At 74.2% G+C, this 16624-nt stretch carries 16 protein-coding genes; 9 read left to right on the forward strand and 7 right to left on the reverse strand.

Annotation, left to right across the window (positions count from 1 at the left end; all coding sequences use genetic code 11):
• Positions 1 to 22: 22 nt before the first annotated feature.
• The 3 genes from ABFX46_RS27415 to ABFX46_RS27425 all read left to right on the forward strand — a co-directional run bounded on the left by ABFX46_RS27415 (position 23) and on the right by ABFX46_RS27425 (position 3896).
• Positions 23 to 586: a carboxymuconolactone decarboxylase family protein gene (locus ABFX46_RS27415; protein ID WP_346046446.1), complete on the forward strand. Its 564-nt coding sequence runs from the start codon at positions 23 to 25 to the stop codon at positions 584 to 586.
• Positions 583 to 2724 (forward strand): glycoside hydrolase family 3 C-terminal domain-containing protein, encoded by a 2142-nt coding sequence (locus tag ABFX46_RS27420; protein WP_346046448.1) that lies wholly within the window; start codon positions 583 to 585, stop codon positions 2722 to 2724. The genes ABFX46_RS27415 and ABFX46_RS27420 overlap by 4 nt, the downstream gene beginning before the upstream one ends.
• Before the next feature lie 92 nt (positions 2725 to 2816).
• Positions 2817 to 3896 (forward strand): serine/threonine-protein kinase, encoded by a 1080-nt coding sequence (locus ABFX46_RS27425; RefSeq protein WP_346046450.1) that lies wholly within the window; start codon positions 2817 to 2819, stop codon positions 3894 to 3896.
• Between the two features lie 14 nt (positions 3897 to 3910).
• On the opposite strand, the gene ABFX46_RS27430 is transcribed toward ABFX46_RS27425, so the two are convergent.
• The 4 genes from ABFX46_RS27430 to ABFX46_RS27445 form a co-directional block, all read right to left on the reverse strand.
• The gene (locus ABFX46_RS27430) at positions 3911 to 4075 is read right to left on the reverse strand and encodes a hypothetical protein (RefSeq protein ID WP_346046452.1); all 165 of its coding nucleotides are present in this window, start codon (positions 4073 to 4075) and stop codon (positions 3911 to 3913) included.
• Between the two features lie 72 nt (positions 4076 to 4147).
• A complete protein-coding gene (thiE, locus tag ABFX46_RS27435; protein ID WP_346046454.1) occupies positions 4148 to 4816 on the reverse strand; it encodes a thiamine phosphate synthase in 669 nt (222 codons plus the stop codon).
• Positions 4817 to 4982: 166 nt separating this feature from the next.
• Positions 4983 to 5357 carry an Rv2175c family DNA-binding protein gene (locus tag ABFX46_RS27440; RefSeq protein ID WP_131943630.1) on the reverse strand — a complete coding sequence of 125 codons (375 nt, stop codon included), beginning with the start codon at positions 5355 to 5357 and terminating at the stop codon, positions 4983 to 4985.
• A gap of 81 nt (positions 5358 to 5438) precedes the next feature.
• A complete protein-coding gene (locus ABFX46_RS27445; protein ID WP_346046457.1) occupies positions 5439 to 6653 on the reverse strand; it encodes an NAD(P)/FAD-dependent oxidoreductase in 1215 nt (404 codons plus the stop codon).
• A gap of 196 nt (positions 6654 to 6849) precedes the next feature.
• Here ABFX46_RS27445 and thiO point away from each other — a divergent pair, with 196 nt between their 5' ends.
• From thiO to ABFX46_RS27475, 6 genes are all read left to right on the forward strand, one after another.
• On the forward strand, positions 6850 to 7974 hold the full coding sequence (thiO, locus tag ABFX46_RS27450) for a glycine oxidase ThiO (protein ID WP_346046459.1): 1125 nt from the start codon (positions 6850 to 6852) through the stop codon (positions 7972 to 7974).
• A complete protein-coding gene (gene thiS / locus ABFX46_RS27455; RefSeq protein WP_346046460.1) occupies positions 7971 to 8171 on the forward strand; it encodes a sulfur carrier protein ThiS in 201 nt (66 codons plus the stop codon). Before thiO ends, thiS begins: the two co-directional genes overlap by 4 nt.
• A 122-nt stretch (positions 8172 to 8293) precedes the next feature.
• Positions 8294 to 9064, forward strand: coding sequence for a thiazole synthase (locus tag ABFX46_RS27460; protein ID WP_346046462.1), 771 nt, complete (start codon positions 8294 to 8296; stop codon positions 9062 to 9064).
• A 146-nt stretch (positions 9065 to 9210) separates the two neighbouring features.
• The gene (locus tag ABFX46_RS27465; RefSeq protein WP_346046463.1) at positions 9211 to 10182 is read left to right on the forward strand and encodes a DMT family transporter; all 972 of its coding nucleotides are present in this window, start codon (positions 9211 to 9213) and stop codon (positions 10180 to 10182) included.
• Positions 10183 to 10218: 36 nt separating this feature from the next.
• Positions 10219 to 12141 carry a Stk1 family PASTA domain-containing Ser/Thr kinase gene (gene pknB, locus ABFX46_RS27470; RefSeq protein WP_346046465.1) on the forward strand — a complete coding sequence of 641 codons (1923 nt, stop codon included), beginning with the start codon at positions 10219 to 10221 and terminating at the stop codon, positions 12139 to 12141.
• Between the two features lie 20 nt (positions 12142 to 12161).
• Positions 12162 to 13031, forward strand: coding sequence for a deoxyribonuclease IV (locus tag ABFX46_RS27475; protein WP_346046467.1), 870 nt, complete (start codon positions 12162 to 12164; stop codon positions 13029 to 13031).
• Between the two features lie 647 nt (positions 13032 to 13678).
• Here the strand turns inward: ABFX46_RS27475 and ABFX46_RS27480 are convergent.
• The 3 genes from ABFX46_RS27480 to ABFX46_RS27490 are packed head-to-tail and all read right to left on the reverse strand — an operon-like array spanning position 13679 to position 16615.
• On the reverse strand, positions 13679 to 15391 hold the full coding sequence (locus ABFX46_RS27480; protein WP_346046469.1) for a sodium:solute symporter family transporter: 1713 nt from the start codon (positions 15389 to 15391) through the stop codon (positions 13679 to 13681).
• Positions 15388 to 15831 carry a hypothetical protein gene (locus ABFX46_RS27485; protein WP_346046470.1) on the reverse strand — a complete coding sequence of 148 codons (444 nt, stop codon included), beginning with the start codon at positions 15829 to 15831 and terminating at the stop codon, positions 15388 to 15390. The genes ABFX46_RS27480 and ABFX46_RS27485 overlap by 4 nt, the downstream gene beginning before the upstream one ends.
• Positions 15821 to 16615, reverse strand: coding sequence for a LytR/AlgR family response regulator transcription factor (locus ABFX46_RS27490; RefSeq protein ID WP_346046472.1), 795 nt, complete (start codon positions 16613 to 16615; stop codon positions 15821 to 15823). Before ABFX46_RS27490 ends, ABFX46_RS27485 begins: the two co-directional genes overlap by 11 nt.
• Positions 16616 to 16624: the final 9 nt, after the last annotated feature.

Genomic DNA, 16624 nt, shown 5'->3' on the forward strand with positions numbered 1-16624 from the left:
GATCAGTGGCAGAAATGTCGCCATGTGCGCCGACACCCCGGGGAACCGCGTCCCGCGCTTCGAACCGCTGCCCGAGGACGCGTGGGACGACGTCCTCAAGGCCGTGGCCGCCACGACCGGTCCGCTGAACATCTTCACCACGCTCGCCCGGCACCCGGACCTGTTCCACTCCTGGATCGGGTTCGGGTCGATGCTGCTCATGAAGGGCGCGCTGGGCGCCCGCGACCGCGAACTGGCGATCATGCGGACCGCGCACCACCGGTCCTGCGGCTACGAGTGGGACCACCACCGCGGGCTCGCGCTCGGCGCCGGGCTCACCGAGGACGAGGTCGCGGCGCTCCGGCTCGACATCGACGGGCACGACTGGAACGACGACGACCGCATGGTCCTCACCGCGGCGGACGAACTGCACGCGTCCGGCACCCTCTCCGACGCGACCTGGACGGAGCTGGCCACCCGGTTCGGCGAGCGCGAGCTGATCGAACTCGTCGTCCTCATCGGCCACTACCACATGGTCGCGTTCGCGCTGAACGCCCTGCGCGTCCAGAACGAGGAGCCGGCCGGGCACGGGGAGGGGCGCCGATGAGGGCGGGACGGTGGCTCCCGGCGGCGGGGGCGCTCACGGCCGTGCTGGCGCTGACGGCGGTCCCGGCGCCGCAGGACGCGCGGGCGGCCGCGGGCCGCTGCGGCGACCCGGCGCAGCGGCCCTGGTGCGACGCCTCGCTGACGCCCGACCAGCGGACGGCGCTGCTGCTGCCGAAGATGACCGACGACGAGAAGATCGCGCTGCTGGCGTCCGACGACCCGTTCGGCGGCCCGCTCGGCGGGTTCTTCGAGGACGCGCACGCCGACACCAACCGCGGGATCGACCGGCTCGGCATCCCGCCCGTGTACATGACCGACGGCCCGGCCGGCGTCCGGCAGGGCAAGGCGACCGCGCTGCCCGCGCCGATCGCGCTCGCCGCGGGCTTCGACCGGAACACCGCGAAGCTGTACGGCGGGACGGTGGCGTGGGAGGCGAGGCACCGCGGCAACGACCTGGTCTTCGGCCCGACCGTGGACGTCCTGCGCACGCCCCGCAACGGCCGGACGTTCGAGGGCCTCGGCGAGGACCCCTACCTGTCGGCGACCCTCGGCGTCCCGTGGATCAAGGGCGCGCAGGCGCAGGGCGTGATGACGTCGGTCAAGCACATGGCCGTCTACACGCAGGAGCAGGACCGGCTGTCGCTCGCCATGGAGGTCGATCCGCGCACGCTGCGGGAGATCTACCTGCCGCCGTTCGAGGCCGCCGTGAAGGAGGGCGGCGCGGCGACCGTCATGTGCGGGTTCGGCAAGCTGAACGGCCGGTGGGCGTGCCAGGACGACGGCGTCCTCAACAAGATCCTGCGGTCGGAGTGGGGCTTCAAGGGGTTCGTGCCGTCCGACCACACCGCCGCGCAGGACACCGCCGGGGCCGCCAACGGCGGGCTCGACATGGAACTGCCGATCGGCATGAAGTACAACGCGTTCATGCTGAAGAGGGCCGTCGCCCAGAAGAAGGTCACGCAGGCGGCCGTCGACGGGCACGCCCGCAACATCCTGCGGACGATGTTCGCGTTCGGGGTGTTCGACCGGCAGGCGTACCCGAACGACCTGTCCCGCATCGACCGGACGGCGAGCGAGACCGCCGCGCGGCGCATCGAGGAGTCGGGGATCACGCTGCTGAAGAACGACGGCGTCCTGCCGCTCGCGGCGCCGAAGTCGATCGCGCTGATCGGCCGGGCCGCGCAGGACGCCCCGAGCGGGTTCGGCTCGGCGAAGGTCGTGCCGTTCACGACCGTCAGCGCGCGGGACGGCATCGCGCGGCGCGCGGGATCCGGCACCACCATCACCTACACCAACGGCGACGACCGCGGCGCCGCCGCGAACGCGGCGCACAACGCCGACGTCGCCCTCGTGTTCGCCACCGACAGCCAGGGCGAGTTCTTCGACAAGTCGTGCCTGACGCTCCAGTGCGGCGAGCCGCTCCGCGGCGACCAGGACGGGCTGATCTCCGAGGTCGCCAAGGCCAACCCCAACACGATCGTCGTGCTGAACACGGGCGGGCCCGTGCTGACGCCCTGGGCCGGCCAGGTGAAGGGCATCATCGAGGCCTGGTATCCGGGGCAGGAGGCGGGGAACGCCCTCGCACGCGTCCTGTACGGGGACGTCGACCCCGGCGGACGGCTCCCGGTGACGTTCCCCGTGAGCGAGAACGACGCCCCGGCGTCCGGCAACCCCGCCCAGTACCCGGGTGTGGACAAGACCGTCAGGTTCTCCGAGGGCGTCATGGTCGGCTACCGGCACTACGACGCGAAGGGCATCGCGCCGCGGTTCCCGTTCGGGCACGGCCTGTCCTACACGACGTTCTCCTACAGCGGGCTCAAGGCGAGCACCAAGGCGGTCCAGGTGACCGTCACCAACACGGGCGGCCGCACGGGGGTCGCCGTCCCGCAGCTCTACATCGGCATGCCGTCGCCGGGCGTGGACGTGCGGCAGCCGCCCAAGCAGCTCAAGGGCTACAGCAAGGTCGCCCTCGCGCCGGGTGAGAGCACCACGGTGACGTTCCCGCTGTCCGCGCGGTCGTTCGCCTACTGGAACGAGGAGGCGAAGGCGTGGAAGGCCGCGGACGGCTGCTACACGGTCATGGTCGGGCCTTCGTCCCGAAAGATCACCCAGAAGGGGACACTGGGGACATGCCAGTAAAAACAAAGATCTCGGTTCCCCTGCCGTGCCCAGCCGCCACGCGGTACAAATAAGGAAATCTTCGTCCGCCCCCGCCGAGTCGGAGTCATCCAGTGCCGCACGACACCTCCCGCGGGAGGGCGAACCCCCATTCCCCGCGTCCCACCGGCGCCCGCACCGGGCGCCCGGCGCATCCGGGCCACGGCGGCCGCGCGGGCAAGCCGCGGGCCGGGCAGGGCCGTCCCGGCGGCGGGCCCCGCCCCGGGCACGGCCGCGACCGCCGGCACGGCGCGCCGCTCGGCCCCGACGACCCGCGCGGCCTCGGCGGCTACACGCTGCTCGGCCGGCTCGGCGAGGGCGGCCAGGGCATCGTGTACCTCGGCCGGGACGGCGACGGCGGCCTCGTCACGGTGAAGCTGCTGCGCGGCGGCGCGACGGCCGGGCACCGGGCGCGCAGCCGCTTCGTCAAGGAGGCGGACGCGGCCCTGCAGGTGTCGGGGCGGCACACCGCGCGGGTGCTGGACGCCGACATGAGCGGCGACCGCCCCTACATCGTCAGCGAGTTCGTCGAGGGCCCGTCCCTGCAGGACGTCGTCGCCGACCGCGGGCCGCTGCCCGCACCGCAGCTGCGCAAGGTCGCGCTGCGGACGGCGGCGGCGCTCGCCGCGATCCACCGCGCCGGGATCGTGCACCGCGACTTCAAGCCCGGCAACGTGCTGCTCGGCCCGGACGGCGCCAAGGTCATCGACTTCGGCATCGCCCGCACCGCCGACGCGGCCCCGCTGACCACCGGGCCGGTCGGCACGCCCGCCTACATGGCGCCCGAGCAGATCGAGGACGAGCCGGTCGGGCCGCCCGCCGACGTCTTCGCGTGGGGCGCCGCGATGGTGTTCGCCGCGACCGGGCGCCCGCCGTTCGGCACCGGGCCGAGCGCGGCGGTCATGCGGCGCGTCACCTCCCGGCCGCCCGAGCTCGGCGACATGCAGGGCCCGCTGCGCGACCTCGCGGCCCGCTGCCTGGACAAGAACCCGGCCGCGCGCCCGACCGCGCCGCAGCTCGTCCGGGCGCTGCGGGAGGGCCAGGGCCCCGCGCCGAGGCCGCGCCCGACCCGGATACCGCGCTACCGCTGGCGGATGATGGTCGCGCTCGGCGCGGTCGTCGTCGCCGGGTTCGCGCTCGGCATGATGTTCTGACGGCCCATCCGGTCCTACCAGTGGGGCGGGCGGTCCTCCAGGAGGCGGGCGTCGTTGTCGTCGGTCGCGCGCCAGTCGCCCCAGCCCGTGTCGGTGTCGTCGGACGTCTGGTCCGGCAGGATCTCCAGGTCGTCGTCCAGGTCGACGGTGCGGTCGTCGTCGTCAGGTCCCACGCTCATGATCCCCATTGTCGGTGATCGCCCGAGCGGCCCGCACCGCGGCCCCCGCCGAAACCGGCGGGTCGGCCCGCCTCAGCCCGCCAGGCGGCGCGCGAACTCGGCCGCCGCCGCGCCGGGGTCGTCGGCCTCGGTGAGTGCCCGCACCACGACGACCCGCGTCGCGCCGGCCGCGAGCACCTCGCCGAGGTTCCCGAGGTCGATGCCGCCGATCGCGAACCACGGCCGCGGCACCCGCTGCGCCGCCGTGTACTCCAGCAGCTTCGGGCCGGGCGCGGGACGGCCGGGCTTGGTCGGCGTGGGCCAGACGGGGCCCGTGCAGAAGTAGTCGACGCCCGGCTCCGCGGCCGCCGCCGACGCCTGCTCGTCGGAGTGGGTGGACCGGCCGATCAGCATGTCGCCGCCGACGATCTCGCGGGCGGCGGGCACCGGCAGGTCGTCCTGGCCGAGGTGCAGCACGTCCGCGCGGACGGCCTGCGCCACGTCGGCCCGGTCGTTGACCGCGAGCAGCGCCCCGTGCCGCTCGCAGGCCGCCCGGAAGATCTCCAGGTACGTCATCTCCTCGCGGGCCTCCAGGCCCTTCTGGCGGAGCTGGACGATGTCGACGCCGTTCGCGAGGACGGCGTCCAGGAAGTCCGGCAGGTCCCGCTGCCGCTCCCGCGCGTCGGTGCAGAGGTAGAGGCGGGCCCGGCTGAGGCGGGCGCGCAGCGCGACGGCGCGTTCGGAGGGGAGATGCCTGGACACGGCGGAGGAACGTCCTTTCGGCCTGCTCGGGTCGTACGAGTCGTGCGGGTCGTGCGGGTCGTGCGGTCGGGTCGTGCCGGACCGCGGGGCCGGGCGGCGGAGTCGTCCCGCCGCCCTGCCCCGCGATCGTGTCACGTGCGTTGTCGTCCGTTGATGGCGGTCGGTTCTAGAAGGCGAGGGCCTGGGCCCGGCGGCGGACCTCGGTCCCCCGGTTCTCGGTGAGCGCGTCCACCGGCGTCCCCGGGAGGGTGTCGTCGGCGGTGAACAGCCAGCGGATGGTCTCCACGTCGTCGAACCCGGCGTCCGACAGGAGGGTGAGCGTGCCGGGCAGGCCCTTGATGACCTGGCCGTCCTTGATGAAGGCCGCGGGCACCATCGGCTCGCCGCCCCGGCGCACCGCGAGGATCCGGTGCTCGTGGATGAGCTGCTTGATCCGGTGGGGCTTGATCCCGAGCCGTTCGGCGGTCTCGCGGAGGGTGAGCCATTCGCCGGCGAGGGCGTCGGTCCGGGGGTCGAGTGCGCTGTCAACGGTTGCGTGCATCTGCGTCACGCCCCCTTGCTACCACGCCTCCGGAACGCTCAAACCCCCTGGACAGCCGATCCGCTTCCGCGGCGATCGCCATCAGCGAACGGCCTGCCGGACGGGGACGTCCGGGTCGGCGATCGCGGCGGGGTCCACCGGCGTCCCGGCGGTGATCACCCGCCTCGCCTGCACCAGGTCGCGGGGCCGGTCGACGGTGAGGATCGCGTCGAGGCGGTCGCCGGTGAGCCACACCACCGACCACTTGCGGCCGGACGGGTCGCCGCGGTGGACGAGCCGCTCGGAGGCGGCGTGGCTGCCGGCGTACTGCACCATGCGCCCGAACTGCTCGGACCAGAAGTAGGGGGCGGCGTCGTAGGCGGCGTCCTGGCCGAGGAGCGCCGCGGCGGCGGTCTCGGGGGCGTTGAGGGCGGTGTCCCAGTGCTCGACGAGGAGCCGCCGCCCGTAGCGCGCCGACCACCAGGCGGCGCAGTCGCCGACCGCCACGACGTCCGGGCGGAGCGCGCCGGGCTCCTCCCCGCCCTGGTAGGCGCGGAACGAGCCGTCGGTGACCACGCCGCGCTCCACCAGCAGGCCCGAGCCGTCCAGCCAGGACACCTCCGGGCGGACGCCGACGCCGACCACGACCTCGTCGGCCTCGATCCGGCCGCCGCCGGCGAGGGCGAGGCCGCCCTCCTCGACCGCCGCGACCTTCACGCCGGTGCGCAGCTCGACGCCCGCCTCGGCGTACCAGGGGGCGGTGAGGGCGCCCACCTCCGGTCCGATCGCGTTGGCGACGGGGGTGTCGGCCGCCTCCACGACGGTCACCCGGCAGCCCTTCTTCGCGGCGGTGGTCGCGACCTCGGCGCCGATCCAGCCGGCGCCGACGATCACGATGCGGGCGCCCTCGGTGAGCCGGGACCGCAGGTCGCGGGCGTCGTCGACGGTGCGCAGGACGTGCTGGCGGCCGCCGCCCGGCAGCGTGACCGGGGTCGCGCCGGTCGCGATGACCAGCCCGTCGAACGGCAGGTCGCCCGCCGTGGACGCGAGCACGCCGCCCCGTCCGGGCGCGTGCAGGCCGAGCCCGGTGGCCCGCTCGCCGAGCAGCAGGTCGCAGCGCAGCGCGTCCCAGTCCGCGTCGACGGTCGTGTCGTCGGACTCGCCCGCGAGGACGGCCTTCGACAGCGGCGGCCGGTCGTAGGGGCGGTGCCGCTCCGCCGACACGAGCGTCAGCGCGCCCTCGAACCCCTTGCTCCGCAGGGCCTCCACGGCGCGCACGCCGGCCAGCCCGCCACCCACGACGATGACGCTCTCCATGAAGGGCAGCCTAATGTGCCGCGCTTTTCGGGTGGACACCTGTCCAGATGATGGACGGCTCCCCCGAGGTCGTATGGTGGGAACCGGGTAAAACGGCACAGAGCGCGGGAGTCCGGTGCGACCGGGCTGAGAGGGCGGCTGACCGGGCCGCCGACCGCCAGACCTGATCCGGATCATGCCGGCGAAGGGAGCGCGCATGCAGATCGCGATCGTGGGAGCGGGCGTCATCGGCCTCGCGACCGCCTGGCGCACCGCGGCGGCCGGCGCCGCGGTCACGCTGGTCGACCCGTCCCCCGCGAGCGGAGCCTCGTCGGTGGCGGCGGGGATGCTGACCCCGGTCAGCGAGCTGACCTACGGCGAGGAGCCGCTGCTGCGGCTCGGCCTCGCGTCCCGCGACCGGTACGGCGCGTTCGTCGCCGAACTGGAGGAGCTGACCGGCCTGGAGACCGGCTACCGCACGGACGGGCTGCTCCAGGTCGCGTTCGACTCCGACGACCTCGAGTACCTCGACGACCTGCGCCGCTTCCAGGAGAGCCTCGGCATCCCCGTCCAGGCGCTCACCGCCCGGGAGAGCCGCCGGGCGGAGCCGATGCTCGCGCCGGGCGTGCGCGGCGGGCTGCTCGCCCCGCGCGACGGCTCGGTCGACCCGCGCCGGCTCACCGCGGCGCTGCTCGCGGCGGCCGAGCGGCTCGGCGTCCGGCTCGTCCGGCGGCGGGCCGTGCGCCTGCTGACCGAGGGCGGGGCGGCGGCCGGCGTCGTCCTGGACGACGGGACGGCGGTCCGCGCCGACCGGGTGCTGCTCGCCGCCGGGTCCTGGTCGGGCGACCTGGAGGGCCTGCCGCCGGGGAGCGTGCCGCCCGTCCGCCCGGTGAAGGGCCAGGTGATCCGGCTCCGCACCCGGCTGCCGTTCCTCACCCGGACCACGCGCGGCCTCGTGCGGGGCTCGTCGGTCTACCTGGTGCCGCGCGCGGACGGCGAGATCGTCCTCGGCGCCACCCAGGAGGAGCTGGGCTTCGACACCCGGGTCACCGCCGGCGGGCTGTGGGAGCTGCTGCGGGACGCCCGCGAGCTGCTGCCCGGCATCACCGAGCTGGAGTTCGCCGAGGTCACCGCCGGGCTGCGGCCCGGCTCCCCGGACAACGCGCCGGTCATGGGCCCCGCCGGGCCGCCCGGCCTGTTCGTCGGCACCGGGCACTTCCGCAACGGCGTCCTGCTGACCCCGGTGAGCGCCGACATCCTGTCCGCGATGCTGCTGGACGCCCCCGTCCCCGAGGTCGCCGGGCCGTTCTCCCCGGCCCGTTTCTCCGAGGTGCAGGCATGAAGGTGACCGTCAACGGCGAGCCGCGCGAGCTGCCGGAGGGCACGAGCGTCGCCGAGGTCGTCGCGTCCGTCACCGCCGCCCGGACGGGCGTGGCGGCCGCGCTGAACGACGAGGTCGTCCGCCGTTCCGCGTGGGAGTCGACGACGCTGCGCGACGGCGACCGGATCGAAGTGCTCACCGCCGTCCAAGGGGGGTGACCGCCGCGTGGAACGGAGCGCGGCGGAGTGGAACGCGGCGGAGTGGAACGCGGCGGGCGGACCCCGCCCCGGGGGGCGTGGGGGGTCGTCCCCCCACAAGGACACCGTCCAAGGAGGCTGAAATGTCGGATGCGCTGGTCATCGCCGGGGAGGAGCTGGGGTCGCGGCTGATCATGGGGACCGGCGGCGCGCCCAGCATGCACGTGCTGCGGGAGGCGCTGGCGGCGTCCGGGACGGCGCTGACCACGGTCGCGATGCGGCGGGTGGACCCGTCGGCGCGCGGCTCGGTGCTGGACGTGCTGAAGGAGTGCGGCATCCGGGTGCTGCCGAACACGGCGGGCTGCTTCACCGCCGGGGAGGCCGTCCTCACCGCCAAGCTGGCCCGCGAGGCGCTCGGCACGAACTGGGTCAAGCTGGAGGTGATCGCGGACGAGCACACGCTGCTGCCCGACCCGATCGAGCTGGTCGAGGCCGCCGAGCAGCTCGTCGACGACGGCTTCGTCGTGCTGCCCTACACCAATGACGACCCGGTGCTGGCGCACCGCCTGGAGCAGCTCGGATGCGCCGCGGTGATGCCGCTCGGCTCCCCGATCGGCTCGGGCCTCGGCATCCGCAACCCGCACAACATCGAGCTGATCGTGGAGCGGGCGGGCGTGCCGGTGATCCTGGACGCCGGGCTCGGCACCGCGTCCGACGCCGCGCTCGCCATGGAGCTCGGCTGCGACGCCGTCCTGCTGGCGACGGCCGTCACCCGCGCGCGGCACCCCGAGCGGATGGCCGCGGCGATGCGGCGCGCGGTGGAGGCCGGGCGGCTCGCCAGGCTCGCCGGGCGCATCCCGAAGCGCCGCTACGCGCAGGCGTCGTCGCCGTTCGAGGGTCTCGCTACCTCGTAGAGTTCCTAAAGAGTCGCCTGTAGGAATATTCGCTAGACCTGAAACCAGCGGGTGCCCAGACTGGACCCCGGTCCACCTGGGCATGCCGCAACCCCGGCACGTTCCTTCGGTGTTCATGGAAATGACCCATACCTAAGGTGCGTGGCATGCAGCAGAAAAGCACGGGTCGCATCGACAGGGCGGCCGTCGCCGCCGCCACCGTCACGGTGGTGCTGTGGGCGTCCGCGTTCGTCTCGATCCGCAGCGCCGGGGCCGAGTACGGCCCCGGCGCCCTGGCCCTCGGCCGCCTCCTGGCCGGGACGGTCGTGCTGGGCGCCCTCTGGCTCGTCCGGCGCGAGGGGCTGCCGCCCAAGGCGGCCTGGCCGGGCATCATCACGGCGGGCGTCCTGTGGTTCGGCGCCTACATGGTCGCGCTGAACTGGGGCGAGCAGCTCGTGGACGCGGGCACCGCCGCCCTGGTCGTCAACATCGGCCCGATCCTGATCGCGCTCCTCGGCGGCTGGCTGCTGAAGGAGGGGATCTCGCCCCGCCTGATCGCCGGCATGGCGGTGTCGTTCGCCGGCGCCGCCGTCGTCGGGCTGTCGATGTCCGGGGAGGGCCGCGCGTCCGTCGGCGGGGTGCTGCTCTGCCTGGTCGCCGCCGTGACGTACGCGGCGGGCGTGGTCAGCCAGAAGCCCGCGCTGCGGCACGCCTCCGCACTGCAGTTCACCACGTTCGCGTGCGCGGTCGGCGCCCTGTTCTGCCTGCCGTTCGCCGGGCAGCTGGCGTCCCAGGCCGCGGACGCCTCCGCCGGGGCCACCCTCAACATGGTCTACCTGGGCGTCTTCCCGACCGCGATCGCCTTCACCACCTGGGGCTACGCGCTGGCCCGCACGACCGCCGGGAAGATGGGCGCCACGACCTACGCCGTCCCCGCCCTGGTCGTCGCGATGTCGTGGCTGTTCCTCGGCGAGGTCCCCGGGCTGATCACGCTCGCCGGCGGCCTGCTGTGCCTGGCCGGCGTGGCCGTCTCCCGCAGCACCCGCGGGCCCGGCCGCCGCGCCCCCGCGGCCCCTCCGGAACCGGGCGCCCCCGCGGCATCCGCCCCGGGGCTCATCGATGCTCATACTCGCGACTGATGAGATCCGCTGCGATTCGCCCGTAAACTCGCACCGATGGACACGACGGTCGCAGATCCACTCGTCGGGCGGGTGCTCGACGGGCGCTACCGCATTGAGTCCCGCATCGCACGCGGCGGCATGGCCACGGTCTACCTCGCGCGGGACCTCCGCCTCGACCGCACCGTCGCGATCAAGGTGATGCACGCCGGACTCGCCTCCGACGAGGACTTCGTCGCCCGCTTCATCGGGGAGGCCAAGGCCGCGGCCGCGCTGTCGCACCCGAACGTCGTCGCGGTGTACGACCAGCGCACCGACGGCGAGCACGTCTTCCTCGTCATGGAGTACGTCGCGGGCCGCACGCTCCGCGACACCCTCGCCGAGCGCGGCCGGCTCGGCCCGCGCGCGGCGCTGGAGGTCGTGCAGCCGGTGCTCGCCGCGCTCGGCGCCGCGCACCGCGCCGGCCTCGTGCACCGCGACGTCAAGCCCGAGAACGTGCTGATCACCGAGGACGGCCAGGTCAAGGTCGCCGACTTCGGGCTCGCCCGGGCCGAGACCGCGAGCAAGATGACCAAGACCGGCATGATCATCGGGACGGTCGGCTACCTCGCGCCCGAGCAGGTGCTGTCCGGCAACGCCGACGTCCGCTCCGACGTGTACGCCGCCGGGATCATGCTGTTCGAGCTGCTCACCGGGCAGCTCCCCCACCAGGCCGACACGCCCCTCGCGGTCGCCTACAAGCACGTGAACGAGGCGGTCCCGCCGCCGTCGCACCTGGTGCCGGGCATCCCCCAGCGGGTGGACGACCTGGTCACCGACGCCACCAGCCACGACCCGGCGCGCCGCCCGCAGGACGCGAACCAGTACCACGCCGAGGTCGCCGAGGTGCTCGGCGGGCTCCCCCGCGACTTCGACCGGCGCATCGAGGAGTCGACGCGCGGCACGACCAGCGTGATGGAGGCGCCCCGGCCGGGCCACACCGCCGTCCTCGACCCGCGCACGATGCCGGCCGAGGAGTACGCCCCGCAGCGCACCCGGGCCGACCGCGCCATCGGCGCGCTGACCGGCCGCTACGTCCTCGTCGCCATCGGCGCCGTGGCCGCGCTCATCCTCGGCTGGGCCGTCTGGTACCAGACGTCCGGCCAGTACGAGCACGTCCCGTCGTCGATCATCGGCATGAAGGTCGCCGACGCGCGCGACCAGCTGCAGTCGAAGGGGCTGGACGTCCAGACGGCCAAGGCGGTCTACGACGACCGCGTCCACAAGGGCGGCGTCGCCAAATCCGACCCGCCCGCCGGCGCCCGCGTCGCCAAGGGGCAGACGGTCACGCTCACGCCGTCCAAGGGCATCACGCCCCGCGAGGTCCCCGACGTCACGGGCAAGAGCCTCGCCGACGCCAAGAAGACCCTGGAGGACAAGGGCTTCACCGTGGGCGAGACGAGCACGAGCCCGTCCCAGACCGTCGCCAAGGACAGGGTCATCGGCACCGACCCGGACGCCGGCGAGAAGCGGTCGCCGGACGACCCGGTCGACGTCGTCGTCTCCAGCGGCATGTCGATGCCGGGCCTCCTCGGGCAGAACGGCGACGCCGCCGCGAACCAGCTGCGCTCCATGGGCCTGAACGTCACCGTCCAGAAGAAGCAGGTGGAGGGCAAGGAGCCCAACACCGTGATCAGCCAGGACCCGGCCGAGGGCACCGGCGTCTCGCGCGGCGACGACGTCACCATCGTCGTCAACAAGCGCGACTGCATCGTCGACGCGGGCCCGTTCCAGTTCGGCTGCGACGACGGCGGCGACAACCAGAAGATCCCCGTCCCCAACGTGACCGGGTACAGCGTCAACGACGCCAGGAAGGCCCTCAAGGAGTCCGGCTTCAAGGTCAACGTGACGGGGCTCGGCGGCGACGTCGTCCGGTTCCAGTCGCCGAACGGCGGCGAGGCCCCGCGCGGCTCCACGGTGACCATCGTCCGGGGCCCGTGACCGACTAAGCTGAACCGGCTATGACCTCACCGAACAGCCCCGTCGGGGCGCACGTCCCCGTGGCCGGCGGCCTCGCCACCGGCGGCCTGAAGTACGCCGCGCAGATCGGCGCCGAGGCGATCCAGGTGTTCGTCTCCAACCCGCGCGGCTGGGCGCTCCCCGAGGGCAGGCCCGCCGAGGACGCGAAGCTCCGCGAGCACGGCGTCCCCGTCTACGTGCACGCCCCCTACCTGGTGAACTTCGGCTCCCCCACCCCGGAGACCCTGGCGAAGTCGGTCGCGACCGTCCGCCACTCGCTGGAGAGGGGCCGCGCCATCGGCGCCCGCGGCGTCGTCGTCCACACCGGCTCCGCCGTGTCCCAGACCTACGACGAGGCCATGGCGCAGGTCCGCGAGCACGTCCTGCCCCTCCTGGAGGAGATCCCGGACGACGGCCCGGACCTGCTCCTGGAACCCATGGCCGGCCAGAACAACATGCTCTGCGCCAAGGTCCAGGACCTGGGCCCGTTCTTCGAGAAGCTGGAGCACCACCCGAAGCTGGGCGTGTGCTTCGACACCTGCCACGCCTTCGCCGCCGGCCACGACCTCGCGGCCCCCGGCGGCGCCAAGGACACGATCGACGCCCTGGTGGCCACCGTCGGCGAGGGCCGCCTGAAGCTGATCCACGCCAACGACTCGAAGGACCCCTGCGCCTCCGGCCGGGACCGCCACGAGAACATCGGCGCAGGCCAGATAGGCGAACACCCCTTCGCCGACCTCTTCAACCACCCGGCAGTACAGGGCCTCCCCTTCATCATCGAGACCCCCGGCCGAGCCCCCGAACCCCACGCCAAGGACATAGAAACCCTAAAACGCCTACGCGACACGAGCCACTACGCAGCAAGCCGCTAAGCGACCGCAGCCCCGCGACAAGGAACACCGTCGCAACTGCGACCAAGGCAGGTTCGAGCGAAGCGAGAACCCGACCGCGCAGCGAGCCGCCAGGCGAGCCGCTGAGCGGCCACAGCAACCGACTACTGCGCCGGCACCAGCCGACACCTCAGCCCCGCGACAAGGGACACCGTCGCGATTGCGACCGAAGGCAGGTTCGAGCTTGCGAGAACCTGATCGCGCAGCGAGCCGCTAGGCGAGTCGGATGCGATGCAGCAATCGCACCGCGTTTCTCGACGATGGAGGGCCCCCAGGGCCCGAAGGAGGAGAGAAAGGCAATAAACACGACTCGGGCGCCGCTGGACAACCCCCCGACTGTTCAGCGACGCCCGAGCCACAGGCCACCGGATCCCACCCCCCCGGTACGGGATCCGGCGACTCCGATCCGGCTTGCGCCGGATCTCCGGGATTTGCTCGTGTGGCTTGTGGTGCCACTGAGAACACTAGACGCGCCGCGCGGCTCGGCGGCACCAGGAAAACGCGACCGTCGATAAGCGGTACGTAGTCGTAGATGTGCGTAGCGTAGTCACGCGACGAGCGGTCGGTGCGGCGGGACGAGCGGTCGCGCGGGAACGGTCGCCGTGTCGGGGAGTCCGTTCGTGGATGAATCACGGGGCGAGCACCTCCTCGGGGAGGTGGAGCCGGCGCAGCGCGCGGTCGGCGCCGCGGGGGACGCGGCGGCGGGTCAGCAGCGACACGGCGACCATGGCGGCGAACGCGGCGGGCGCGATCAGCAGGACGGGCTCGGCGAGGACGGCCGCGGGCCAGCCTCCGGGGGCGTCCCGGAAGAGGCGGGCGACGCCGGCGCAGACGGCGAGGCCGCCGCCGGCGAGGAGTCCGGCGGCGGCGCCGGCGGCGGTCAGGCCGCGCCACCAGATGGCGAGGACGAGCAGCGGGCACAGCGAGCAAGCCGAGACGGCCAGGGCCATGGTGACGAGGTCGGCGGCGCCCCGCGGGCCCATGCCGGGCAGCAGGGCGAGCGGCGCGGCCAGCGCGACGACGACGCCGGCGCGGAACGCGGCCGGGCCGGTGCGGCGCACGCACTGCGAGAGCGTCCCGCCGATGGCGACGGCGAGGCCGCACGACGTGGAGATGAACGCGGCGAACGCGCCGGCGGTGACGAGGCCGGTGAGCAGCGCACCGGGCGCTCCGGGCATCATCCGGCGCGGGACCAGCAGGAGGGTCGCGTCGGTGTCGCCGGTCATGAGGAGCTCGGGGGCGTACAGGCGTCCGAGCGTCCCGTAGAGGGCGGGGAACACGTAGAACAGGGCGAGGAGGACGGGCACGAACGCGGCCGTGCGGCGGGCGGCGCCGCCGGACGCGTTGGTGTAGAAGCGCATCAGGATGTGGGGTAACCCCATCGTGCCGAGCAGGACGCACAGCATCGCCGAGTAGGTGCGGAAGAGCGCGTGCTCCTCGCCGCGGGCGAACGGCGTCGCCCAGGTGCCGCCGTCCTGGGCGGGCAGCCGGTCGGCGTGCGGCACCGCGGCGCCGCCGGGGAAGACGACGTCGGTCCCGTGGCCGATGGTGTGGGTGCCGGCGGCGAGCGGCACCGCCTCGCCGCCGCGGCGGACGCCGTCCACGCGGCCCCGCGCGGTGACGGTGACCGCGGCCGGGACCGTCACGGTGACGTCGGTGCGCACGTGCACCCGGGTGGCGTGCTCGAACCGGGGGACGCCGCCGAGCGGGCCGGGGCCGCCGGACATGTGCCACATTCCGAGCAGCGCGACCGCGGGCACCGCCACGGCGGCCAGCTTCAGCCAGAACTGGACGGCCTGCACCGCGGTGATGCTGCGCATCCCGCCGGACAGGACGACCGACAGCGTGACGGCGACGACCACCGCCCAGCCCGTCCAGACGGGGGCGCCGGTGAGCACCCGCAGCGTCACCCCCGCGCCCTCGAACTGCGGGAGCAGGTAGAACCAGCCGATGAAGCAGACGCAGGCGGTGACGAGGCGGCGGACGGCGGCCGACCCGAGCCGCCACTCGGCGAAGTCGGAGATCGTGTAGGCGCCGGAGCGGCGCAGCGGCGCGGTCACGAACGCCAGCAGGAGGACGTACCCGGCGGTCGCGGCGACCGGGAGCCACAGCGTGTCGGCGCCGTAGGCGAGCACCAGCCCGGCGGTGCCGAGGAAGGACGCGGCGGAGATGTACTCGCCGCCGATCGCGGACGCGTTCCACCAGGGGGTGACGCCGCGCGAGGCGACCATCAGGTCGGACGTGGTGGAGGCGGGCCGCCGGCCCCGCACTCCCCTGGCGGCGGACAGCCCGAGGACGACGGCGAGTGCGGTGAGCGCCGCCGCCACGGCCGGGACCGTCACCGGCCGCCCACCGCGCGCTCGGCGCGCTCGGCACGTCTCAGCTGCCGGAACGCGAGCGCGATCCAGACGGGGTGGACGCAGAACACGAGGACGAGCCAGCACAGCGGCACGCCGTGCACGCGGGCGCGCGCGACCGCCGGGACGAGCGCCGGCAGCGGCAGGCCCGCCAGGACGGCGACGACGGCCGCGCCGGTGCCGAGGGCGGTCCGCAGCTGGGTGCGGATGAGGGCGCGGGTCTCGGCGGGCCCCGGGCACCGGGCGGCGCCGGGGGCGTCGGGGGCGTCGGTTCGAGGCGGACCGGTATGGAGCGGGTCGGGGTCCGGGGGGTCGGCCCCCGGTGCGTCCGGGCCGGCGGCCCGGGTGCCGGGCGGCGCGCCGCCCTCTCCCGGCCCGTGCGTGCGGACGGCCGCCGACACCACGACCCGGCGTTCAGCGGCCATCGCCGGCCTCCTCCGCCCCGTTCCCGTTCCCGTCCGGCTGGTGGAACCTGCGGACCAGCCGGTCCCGCACCTCGCGGGTGTGCCGGCGGCTGACCTGCAGCAGTTCGTCGCCGATCCGGACGGCCGCGCGGCCGCCGTCGAAGCGGACCTCGGTGATGTGCGCGGACGCGACCAGGGTGCTGCGGTGGATGCGGATGAACCCGGCCGCCTCCCACCGCTTGGTCAGCGCCGACAGCGGCATCCGCACCAGGTAGCCGCCGTCCGCGGTGTGCAGCCGGACGTAGTCGCCCTGCGCCTCCACGTGCGTCACCGTCCGGCGGGAGACGAGCCGGGTGCGCCCGCCGAGCTCGACGGGGATCAGCTCGTCGTCGGGGTCGGCGGGCTCGGCGGCGGGCGGGCCCGTCCGGTGCACGGCCTCGGCGACCCGGCGGACCGACTCGGCGAGCCGCTCGGGCCGGACGGGCTTCAGCAGGTAGTCGAGCGCGCCCAGCTCGTAGGCGGTGACGGCGCAGTCGTCGTGCGCGGTCACGAACACCACGTGCGGGGGCGCGGCGAACCCGGTGAGCAGCCGGGTGAAGTCGAGCCCGTCGAGCCCCGGCATCCGGATGTCCAGGAACACCGCGTCGAGGCGCTCGCCCTCGACGAGCATGCGGCTCAGGTCGCGAAGCGCCGCCGAGGCGTCGCCCGCGCCGGTGACCCGCCCGATCCGCGGGTCCTCGCGGAGGAGATGGGCGAGTTCCTCCAGCGCGGGGCGTTCATCGTCGACGGCGAGGACGTGGAGCATGAGGGCGAC

The organism is Actinomadura chokoriensis, assembly GCF_039529475.1.
Lineage (GTDB): Bacteria > Actinomycetota > Actinomycetes > Streptosporangiales > Streptosporangiaceae > Spirillospora > Spirillospora bangladeshensis.

Coding starts and splice junctions, on each gene's coding strand:
- ABFX46_RS27415 (WP_346046446.1), top strand. CDS start 23: ATGTGCGCCGACACCCCGGGGAACCGCGTCCCGCGCTTCGAACCGCTG.
- ABFX46_RS27420 (WP_346046448.1), top strand. CDS start 583: ATGAGGGCGGGACGGTGGCTCCCGGCGGCGGGGGCGCTCACGGCCGTG.
- ABFX46_RS27430 (WP_346046452.1), bottom strand. CDS start 4,075: ATGAGCGTGGGACCTGACGACGACGACCGCACCGTCGACCTGGACGAC.
- ABFX46_RS27440 (WP_131943630.1), bottom strand. CDS start 5,357: ATGCACGCAACCGTTGACAGCGCACTCGACCCCCGGACCGACGCCCTC.
- ABFX46_RS27445 (WP_346046457.1), bottom strand. CDS start 6,653: ATGGAGAGCGTCATCGTCGTGGGTGGCGGGCTGGCCGGCGTGCGCGCC.
- thiO (WP_346046459.1), top strand. CDS start 6,850: ATGCAGATCGCGATCGTGGGAGCGGGCGTCATCGGCCTCGCGACCGCC.
- thiS (WP_346046460.1), top strand. CDS start 7,971: ATGAAGGTGACCGTCAACGGCGAGCCGCGCGAGCTGCCGGAGGGCACG.
- ABFX46_RS27460 (WP_346046462.1), top strand. CDS start 8,294: ATGTCGGATGCGCTGGTCATCGCCGGGGAGGAGCTGGGGTCGCGGCTG.
- ABFX46_RS27465 (WP_346046463.1), top strand. CDS start 9,211: ATGCAGCAGAAAAGCACGGGTCGCATCGACAGGGCGGCCGTCGCCGCC.
- pknB (WP_346046465.1), top strand. CDS start 10,219: ATGGACACGACGGTCGCAGATCCACTCGTCGGGCGGGTGCTCGACGGG.
- ABFX46_RS27475 (WP_346046467.1), top strand. CDS start 12,162: ATGACCTCACCGAACAGCCCCGTCGGGGCGCACGTCCCCGTGGCCGGC.
- ABFX46_RS27485 (WP_346046470.1), bottom strand. CDS start 15,831: ATGGCCGCTGAACGCCGGGTCGTGGTGTCGGCGGCCGTCCGCACGCAC.
- ABFX46_RS27490 (WP_346046472.1), bottom strand. CDS start 16,615: ATGCTCCACGTCCTCGCCGTCGACGATGAACGCCCCGCGCTGGAGGAA.